Consider the following 9,077-nt stretch of genomic DNA (forward strand, 5'->3'; position numbering starts at 1 on the left):
AAGAAAATAATTTCCCATCCAACAGTTAAAAAGTTGTTGTTTCTAAAAATCAGATGTTCAGTAGACCCTAATTAAAGAACCAATCCATGTAAAAGGAGAAAAAACGATTGATTATGAAGTGGTAGAAACAAGGAATGGACCGATTATTTCAGAGTTTGCAAAAGAAAGCGGAAAAGATACGGTATTATCGCTACGATGGACAGCATTGGATAAAACAAAAGAGCTCGATGCTATTTTGCAATTGAATCGTGCAACAAATTGGGAAGAATTTGAAATGGGATTAGAAGATTTTCATGCACCTGCTCAAAATTTTGTGTTTGCCGCATCAGATGGAACAATAGCATATAAAGCAAATGGAAAAATTCCTATATATGAAAATGGGAAGGATGCATTATTACCACTACCTGGTTGGGAAGAACAATATCAATGGAAAGATTTTATTCCGTTTGATGAGCTACCAAAACTCGTGAATCCTAAAAAAGGGTTTATCGCAACAGCCAACAATAAAATAGCCGGTGAAGAGTATCCACACCATATTAGTAATGTTTGGGCGCAACCTTATCGATATGAACGGATTTTCGAAGTGCTTCAGCCAAATGATCAATTAACGATTCAAGATATGAAAAATTTACAAATGGATACCGTAAATTTAAGAGCGCGTGAGTTTGTCCCATTGTTTATTGAAACGCTAAAAGATGAACCTTTATCAGATACAGAATTACATGCACTCCAACTTCTTGAAAAATGGAATTACAATGATGATGCTAATTTATCGCAACCATTACTATTCGAGTATTGGATGAACGAAATTGAAAATCTGTTATATGATGAAATTGATGATGAAGTAATGGAGTTATTTAGCAGTAAGGGGCAGGCGACAGATGAATTATTACGCCTTGGAAATAACTCTATCTGGATTGATGATAATGGCGGTTTAATAAATGTGCTTCAATCCTCACTTAATGAAGCGATTGGAATATTGGAAGCGGAGTATGGAATAGATCAGTCTAAATGGAAATGGGGCGATTACCACCAAGTACAATTTGAACACCCGCTAGCAAGTGCAAATAAAGGTTTAGAATATCTATTTCATAAAGAGAAGCCGCTACCTGTTAATGGCAGTGCTGTAACTCCTATGGCAGCGCGTCATAATGAAGAGGGAATCGTTGATCATGGCGCATCGTGGCGTTTTGTCATTGATTTTTCAGATATAACAACCGGCCATCATATTGTTGGTCCCGGCCAGTCTGGACATTTTTCTAGCCCTTTTTATAACGACCAAACAGTGGATTGGATAGAAGGGATATACCATGAAACGGCTCTCTCGGATTATGAAGGGTCAGTATTATTAATAGAACCTGAAAATGATTAGTCTTCTCAAAAAGGTTAGGAGAAAAGTATTTTAGTCATAGAAAAATCCGAACTATCATTAAAACTTCTTCAATTCAAGTTTGTATTAGTTCGGATTTTTTTCCGCTATTGTAAACTTTATAGCTAATTTCCATAAACGACTACGACGTAAATTTGGATAGTTTTTTTCGTTATTTAGCATAATTTTGATTCACTCAGCATGTTTTTTCGTGACTTGGCATAACTGGAGCAACCTTCACCCCAACTTGAGCAACTCCACCCTCGACTTGAGCAACTGCACCCTCGACTTGAGCAACCTTCACCCCAACTTGAGCAACTGCACCCTAGACTTGAGCAACTCCATCCTAGACTTGAGCAACCTTCATCCCAACTTGAGCAACTTTCTAAAACTGTCTACTATATAGGTACAATAGCATAATTTCTATCCACTTTGCATGTTTGATCGCGAATTACAAGCTTTTTTCGCAGTATTTGATCAATATACGATTAAAGATTTAGTTCATAATAAAAATGATTTACTACGTTTATTAAAAATTAATGAATAAAGCGTTTTCCATTCGGTTTCAAAGGGATTATTTTTCTATATAAAGGTAATGATATTACTAAACTTTTAGGAAAGGTGATAATCATAAGTGATATACCGTATGACTTTATTCCACAAGGTGGTAGAGAATTTGTCCTAAATCGCGGCTGTGCGGGTGAACTTGTGACGATAACTGCTCTGGAAAAAAGTTTTGAGTTTTTAGCAAACGAGATTATCTACACGGTGCCAAAACAAAACTTACAGATCAGTGGTATACGCATGCCACCAATGATAAATAGTGGACTTATTATTGAAAATGTTGAAAGGTTGAAAAATGTTTAAGTGCTTCTTTTTCCTCATGTAGGTTCACTGTGGCTTTTTTACCATGGTAAAAAGCTATTAATAATGATATTATTTAAACAAGTTATTTTAACTTTTTTAGAGACATAGCTTATTAAAAGAGGTGAAAAGTATGTCTGACAATAAAGATGAAATCATTATAATTGATCAGAATGAAAGAGGTGAACAAGTGACTACTTCTAGTGATGAGCGATTACTCGCAATGCTCATATATGTGACAAGCTTTTTTACAACCATTATTGGACCAATTATTATCTGGTTGATCAAACGTGAAGAATCTGCGTTTATTGATTATCATGGTAAGGAATATTTAAATTTTGTTATTTCATATTTTGTTTATGGAATTGTCGCAGCTATCTCAATGGTTATCCTCATTGGCTTTTTATTAGCTCCTATTGTAGGAATTGCAGCTTTTGTATTTACAATTATTGCCGCAGTAAAAGCTTATAACGGAGAAATGTACAGAATACCATTAATTTTCCGATTGATTAAGTAAAAACGGGCAATAAATTTGCTCGTTTTTTTATGGATAAATTTAGCCTCCATATAGCAACTAAAAAATCGAATTAATACGTACAGCTCGGGACGCCATAACGTATCAAGCTGAGTTTTCAAAAATAGCAATTATTTGAATAATGACCTGCTTTAAGTAGTTTGTTACAAAAAAGTAATTAAAATGTTATTAAAATCACCAGTACAATCATCTTTAAATTGGTAACATTTTGATATAATACATAAGCAAATACATATTTACAGGGGAACCAAATCATATGTACGGTCAGTAAAAAACATAGATAGGGAGACTTAAGCATATGCATAAAATAAAAGCAGATAGACAGGCATATAAAAAATTATTACAGCAATATTTGGAAAGTAATAATAAATGTTATTTAGAAGAAGCGAAACAAATGAGTATATCATTCGTTAGTAGAAATATTTATCCAGAGGAAATTGTTAGAATACATATTGATGCAATTGATACATTATATGGTGATGTTTTTAACGATTACAGGCGTTCGCTGGACTTTTTATTAGAGGCATTGATCGCATATCGTGTTGCCCAAGAAGAATATGAAGAATTAAAACTAGAACAGATTGAATTACGTTCAGAAATCCAAGTGGCTGCTAATATGCAAAAAACGCTTCTAGCTACTGATATTCCGAGCATTGAAACGCTTGATATTGGAGCAATAAGCGTTCCTTTTCATCAGATGAATGGCGATTATTATCATTTTATTAAGGCAGAAAATGGGGCTTTAGGAGTTGCTATTGCGGATGTAATTGGGAAAGGGGTACCTGCTGCTTTATCCATGTCCATGATCAAGTATGCAATGGATAGTTTTTATGAAGAAGCAATGAGTCCGAGTGGTATTTTACGTAATTTGAATCGAGTTGTGGAACGAAACGTTGCTTCAAACATGTTTATAACAATGTTTTACGGACAATTTTTTCCGAAGACTAGTATGTTTCGTTTTGCGTCTGCAGGTCATGAACCAGGATTTTTATATAAGGCAAAAGAAAAATCTTTTGTCGAATTTGATACGAAAGGACTTGTCCTCGGGGTTTTGAAAAATACATATTATCCGCAATATGAAGTAGAAATTGAAAAGGATGATTTGATTATACTTTTAACCGATGGGGTAACAGAGTGTAGAAGAGGAGAACGTTTTATAAAACGGGAAGAAGTAATTGAAGTTATTGAGAAGTATGCTCATTTACCAGCTCAAAAACATGTTGAACATGTCTATATGCATTTTAATCAGTTAGACGATTTTAAATTAAAAGATGATTTTACTTTAATTATTATTAAAAAAGTAGTTTAATAGTTCAAAAGTATGGGAATATACAGTTTGAGAGATGAATAACGATTGTAACCGACAGATAGACGAGGTGATAATATTGAATTTAACGATCGATGTGTTGGAAGAAAAGGATTATTGTGTTGTAAAACTACATGGTGAAATTGATGTTTACACAGCCGCGAAATTAAAAGAAGAAATCCTTCCCTTAACGGAGCAAAAAGGCAATAAGGTTAAAATAGATCTTGAAAATATAAACTACTTAGATAGCACTGGTCTAGGTGTATTTATTAGTGCTTATAAATCGACGAAAGAGAACGATGGAGAATTAAAATTGATTCATGTTCGGGATCGTGTACTCCGTTTATTTAAAGTAACTGGCCTGCATGAAATCATGGCCTTAGACGAAAAAGACAGGGGGGAGTAACTGATGGAAGACTTTGATTTTATTGAAATGAAGGTACCCGCAAAAGCGGAATATGTAGGAGTAATTCGGCTAAGCATTTCCGGAATTGCCAGTAGAATGGGATTTTCTTATGAAGCGATCGAAGACTTAAAAGTCGCACTCTCTGAAGCAGCAACAAATGTTGTTGCCCACGCATATGAGAAAAAAGAAAAAGGCGAATTAACACTTGGTTTTGGTGTCTATGAAAACCGGTTAGAAGTGATGGTATCTGACCAAGGGGAAAGTTTCAACTTTGAAGAAATAAAAAATCGAATCGGCCCTGTTACTCAAAGTGATCATTTAAAGTCTGTCTCACAAATGCGTGAAGGAGGGTTTGGTTTATTTTTAATTAATGCTTTGATGGATAAAGTCGAAATCAACAATGAATATGGAGTCATAGTATTAATGACAAAGTATCTCGATGAAACCGAGGTGGATGTAAATGACCAAGTCCAAGCAAAACAATAAAAATGAAGAAGAAAGCGATGTGTACAGTTGGATTGAACATTTACAAAAATCTCCTGACGATGAAGAAGTAAAAGAAAAAATCGTGTTACATTATGAAAGGCTTGTCCATTCATTAGCGCGAAAGTATTCACATAATAGGGGTAATCATGAAGACCTGTTTCAAGTTGGCATTATCGGATTATTAATTTCTGTAGAACGGTTTGATAAGGAATTAGGAAAATCTTTTGAGGCCTTTGCCATTCCGACAATCATCGGGGAAATTAAACGGTTTATCCGGGATCGAACTTGGAGCGTACACGTACCACGTCGTATTAAAGAACTGGGACCAAAAATAAATCGAGCAGTTGATGAGTTAACAAATAAACTACAAAAATCGCCGACAGTTCGGGAAATTGCAGATTATTTAAAAGTTTCAGAGGAAGAAGTTTTGGAGACAATGGAAATGACAAAAAGTTATCATGCATTGTCAGTGGATTACAAGCATGAAGTGGATACAGAGGGAGGTGCTGTCTCTATATTGGATTTAGTAGGCGAAGAAGAAAAAAATTATGAAAAAGCAGATATACATATGATGCTCGAGAGTGTTTTCCACGTTTTACCGAAACGTGAACAGCAAATTCTAAAATACATCTTTTTCGACAATTTGAGTCAACAAGAAGTAGGAGAATTATTAGGAATATCCCAAATGCATGTGTCTCGACTACAGAGACGTTCATTAAGAAAACTTAGAGAAGTACTAGAAACAGAGTCGGATAATTATTTTATTGTAGATTAATAGAGGATGTTCAAAAAGTCCGGTAAAAATGACACTGCGAATTTCTTCGTTGGCTTGCTTCTCCGCCGCTCATGTATCTAAATGCATACATTCCGCTGCTCGAAACTGCGCCGCCTCGAACTTCCGACGTACAGGACGTACTAGTGTCGGCGTTGCTGACAGGACGTCAGCTCATTTAGCCGACGAGTCCTTTTTATCCTCCTTTTGAACACGCATTAATAGTGAAGACTAACATCTAGTCTTTCCTTCCGTACTATAAATATATCTACAGATTACAGAATATTACGAAAATATTACAAAAAACTCTAGCCATACTAAGGTTGGAGTTTTTTTGTGTTTTGTGGTTATATTGAAAATGACGCTTCATATTCGGATATTGCGTGGATAAATCAAATTATCCGCAGATAAGTCGTTCATTTACAGGTAAAATGTACCTAAAACAATTCGTAATCAAATTAACATGTATTATCTCGATTATCTTTGGTAAAATGAATGATGTGGAAGGAGAGATAGGCATGGCAGAAGACTTAATCTCATTAGTAGCAAAAGAAATTAATATGAAAGAATCGACAATAAAACAAGTAATATCTTTACTAGACGAAGGAAATACTGTACCGTTTATCGCACGCTACCGTAAAGAAGCGACCGGTGGCTTAGATGAAGTGGCTATTAAAACGATTCAAGATAATTGGGAATATGCGGTTCAACTTTCAGAGCGAAAGGAAGAAGTTATTCGCCTTATAGATGAACAAGGAAAACTAACTGAGGACTTACAAAAAGAAATTGAAAGTGCCACAAAATTACAACGAGTTGAAGATCTATATCGGCCTTATCGACAAAAACGACGAACTAGAGCAACGATTGCCAAAGAAAAAGGACTTGAACCACTTGCGGAACTTGTGTGGGATCAAGCTGTAGAGAATATTGAAGAAGAAGCAGCAAAGTATTTTTCACAAGAACATGAGCTTAACACGATTGAAGAGGTGCTCGCAGGAGTAAATGATATTATTGCAGAGTGGATATCTGATGATCCGGCGTATAGAGATTTTATACGTGAAACGACATGGAAACAGGGAGTACTTAAAACAGAAGTAAAAGATCCTGAGAAAGATGATAAAGAGATTTACAAAATGTACTATGAGTATTCTGAAGCGGTTCGCACACTCGTTTCTCATCGTGTATTAGCAATAAATAGGGGAGAGAAAGAGGACGTTCTTCGAGTTACTATTGAAGCCCCAGTGGATAAAATTATTACATACGTAAAACAGCAAGTCATGATGGATAATAAGTCTTCTGATTGTATGAAGATTTTAACAGAAGCAATTGACGACAGTTATAAACGACTTATCGAACCGTCAGTTGAAAGAGAAATAAGAAACAGATTAACAGAAGCGGCAGAAGAGCAAGCGATTAGTGTCTTTTCAGAGAACTTACGAAACTTACTGCTTCAACCACCGTTAAAAGGGAGAACGATTTTAGGAGTTGACCCGGCATTTCGGACTGGTTGTAAGTTAGCGGTTATTGATGAAACTGGAAAAATGTTTGAAATAAGTGTCATTTATCCGACGGCGCCAAGAAATGATGTAGCTGGTGCAGAAAAAGTTGTTCTTCAGTTATTGAAAAAATATGAGGTCGAGCTCATTGCAATCGGAAATGGGACAGCTTCTAGAGAAACAGAACAGTTTATCGCTAACGTTATTCAAAAAAATAAACTCGACATTCCTTATATAATTGTCAATGAAGCTGGTGCAAGTGTTTACTCCGCTTCGGAACAAGCTCGAGATGAATTTCCGGATCTTGAGGTCGAGGAAAGAAGTGCTGTTTCAATCGCTAGACGAGTACAAGATCCGCTTGCAGAGCTCGTAAAAATTGATCCGAAATCAATCGGAGTCGGCCAATATCAGCATGATGTGAGTCAAAAGGAATTAACGAGTTCATTAAATTTTGTTGTCGAAACTGCGGTAAACCAGGTAGGAGTTAACGTTAACACGGCATCTAGTTCGTTATTAGAACATGTAGCAGGTTTAAGTAAGACAACTGCAAAAAACATCATTAAAGAACGCGAAGAACTTGGTAAATTCTCGAATCGGTCTGAACTGAAAAAAGTTCCTCGACTCGGACCAAAAACGTATGAACAAAGTATTGGATTTTTACGAATTATCGATGGAGAGCACCCACTTGATCGAACACCGATTCACCCGGAAAGTTATCAAGTAACTGAAAAACTTTTAAAAGAAATTGGCTTTGCTTTAACTGATGTCGGAACTGAACAATTACGCGAGGCATTAACGAATGTTAATGTGAGTGAGATGGCTGAAAAATTAGCTGTTGGTAAGCCTACATTAACAGATATCATTGATGCACTTAGACGTCCAGGCCGAGATTTACGAGATGATTTTCCACAACCAATTTTAAAACAAAAAGTGTTGTCATTAGAAGATTTAGAGCAAGGTATGGAGATGGAAGGAACAGTCAGGAATGTTGTAGACTTTGGAGCATTTGTAGATATTGGGGTCGGACAAGATGGACTTGTCCATATTTCCAAATTATCGACTAGATTTGTGAAGCATCCAATGGATGTAGTATCAGTTGGAGATGTCGTTACTGTTTGGGTAGACGATGTTGATGTTAAAAGAGGGCGTATAGCATTGACGATGGTGAAATAAAAAATATAAATTGCTTCGCAAAAGATTTTACAATTTAAGAGGATGTTCAAAAAGTCCGGTAAAAATGGCACTGCATTAGGGGGAACTTCGACTAAATACCGACACGTCCTGTGTCGAACGTCGAAGTCACCACATCCTGTGGAAGCTCGTTGGCTTGTTTCACCGCTCCTTGAAAAAGGAAAGCACTTTTTCTGCGTGCTAGAGCGTTTCCTTGGAAAAGAAGATCACTTTTCCTGCGTGCCAGACCTTTGCTCATGTATCTAAATGCGGCAGGGGATCTTCCGTAAGTCGACTTGGTCCTTTTTATCCTCCTTTTTGAACACGTACTTTAAGAGGAGAAAAATTCAATTAAACACTGTCTGCTAGCTTTACCACTGGCAAACAGTGTTTAATTATTATATGTCATTAATGGTTAACACTATTTAAATTAACCCCATTACTGTTCGCGAGATATTGATTGAGTGATGATAAACTTGAAATAGTTGGTTGACAGTATCTAAATAAACTGCACTAATTTCTGGATTATACTCTTGATTATTAATTAAACTATTAAAATGTTCAAATTTAATGTCTTTCTCGAATTGATTTATTGTTGACTGTAGCTGAATATTTTTTCTTGCTAACTTTAGATCATTTTTTTTAAAAGCATTAACTGAATTAGAATATGTCT

At 35.8% G+C, this 9,077-nt stretch carries 9 protein-coding genes; 8 read left to right on the top strand and 1 reads right to left on the bottom strand.

The window, feature by feature from the left end:
* Positions 1 to 82 precede the first annotated feature (82 nt).
* From ACPYKA_RS15690 to ACPYKA_RS15725, 8 genes are all read left to right on the top strand, one after another.
* Positions 83 to 1,372 carry a penicillin acylase family protein gene (locus tag ACPYKA_RS15690; protein ID WP_479543165.1) on the top strand — a complete coding sequence of 430 codons (1,290 nt, stop codon included), beginning with the start codon at positions 83 to 85 and terminating at the stop codon, positions 1,370 to 1,372.
* Positions 1,373 to 1,990: 618 nt separating this feature from the next.
* Positions 1,991 to 2,236 (top strand): hypothetical protein, encoded by a 246-nt coding sequence (locus ACPYKA_RS15695; protein ID WP_479543159.1) that lies wholly within the window; start codon positions 1,991 to 1,993, stop codon positions 2,234 to 2,236.
* Positions 2,237 to 2,366: 130 nt separating this feature from the next.
* Positions 2,367 to 2,750, top strand: coding sequence for a DUF4870 domain-containing protein (locus ACPYKA_RS15700; RefSeq protein ID WP_479543160.1), 384 nt, complete (start codon positions 2,367 to 2,369; stop codon positions 2,748 to 2,750).
* 316 nt (positions 2,751 to 3,066) lie between these two features.
* On the top strand, positions 3,067 to 4,077 hold the full coding sequence (locus tag ACPYKA_RS15705; protein ID WP_479543161.1) for a PP2C family protein-serine/threonine phosphatase: 1,011 nt from the start codon (positions 3,067 to 3,069) through the stop codon (positions 4,075 to 4,077).
* A 67-nt stretch (positions 4,078 to 4,144) separates the two neighbouring features.
* On the top strand, positions 4,145 to 4,480 hold the full coding sequence (locus ACPYKA_RS15710; RefSeq protein WP_479543166.1) for an STAS domain-containing protein: 336 nt from the start codon (positions 4,145 to 4,147) through the stop codon (positions 4,478 to 4,480).
* Positions 4,481 to 4,483: 3 nt separating this feature from the next.
* Entirely contained in the window at positions 4,484 to 4,966 is a 483-nt protein-coding gene (gene rsbW, locus ACPYKA_RS15715; RefSeq protein WP_479543162.1) for an anti-sigma B factor RsbW, read from the top strand.
* The gene (gene sigB / locus ACPYKA_RS15720; protein WP_479543163.1) at positions 4,941 to 5,741 is read left to right on the top strand and encodes an RNA polymerase sigma factor SigB; all 801 of its coding nucleotides are present in this window, start codon (positions 4,941 to 4,943) and stop codon (positions 5,739 to 5,741) included. Before rsbW ends, sigB begins: the two co-directional genes overlap by 26 nt.
* Positions 5,742 to 6,256: 515 nt before the next feature.
* Entirely contained in the window at positions 6,257 to 8,407 is a 2,151-nt protein-coding gene (locus ACPYKA_RS15725; RefSeq protein WP_479543167.1) for a Tex family protein, read from the top strand.
* A 422-nt stretch (positions 8,408 to 8,829) separates the two neighbouring features.
* Here ACPYKA_RS15725 and ACPYKA_RS15730 read toward each other — a convergent pair.
* Positions 8,830 to 9,077 (bottom strand): PhoU domain-containing protein (locus ACPYKA_RS15730; protein WP_479543164.1); only part of this gene is annotated, 248 nt, incomplete at its 5' end.

It is taken from the genome of Pseudogracilibacillus amylolyticus (SeqCode) (genome assembly GCF_051918545.1).
GTDB lineage: Bacteria > Bacillota > Bacilli > Bacillales > Amphibacillaceae > Pseudogracilibacillus.

What these genes read in the sequence shown, in the direction of transcription:
- ACPYKA_RS15705 (WP_479543161.1), top strand. Translation starts at nt 3,067, where the DNA reads ATGCATAAAATAAAAGCAGATAGACAGGCATATAAAAAATTATTACAG.
- ACPYKA_RS15725 (WP_479543167.1), top strand. Translation starts at nt 6,257, where the DNA reads ATGGCAGAAGACTTAATCTCATTAGTAGCAAAAGAAATTAATATGAAA.
- rsbW (WP_479543162.1), top strand. Translation starts at nt 4,484, where the DNA reads ATGGAAGACTTTGATTTTATTGAAATGAAGGTACCCGCAAAAGCGGAA.
- sigB (WP_479543163.1), top strand. Translation starts at nt 4,941, where the DNA reads ATGACCAAGTCCAAGCAAAACAATAAAAATGAAGAAGAAAGCGATGTG.
- ACPYKA_RS15700 (WP_479543160.1), top strand. Translation starts at nt 2,367, where the DNA reads ATGTCTGACAATAAAGATGAAATCATTATAATTGATCAGAATGAAAGA.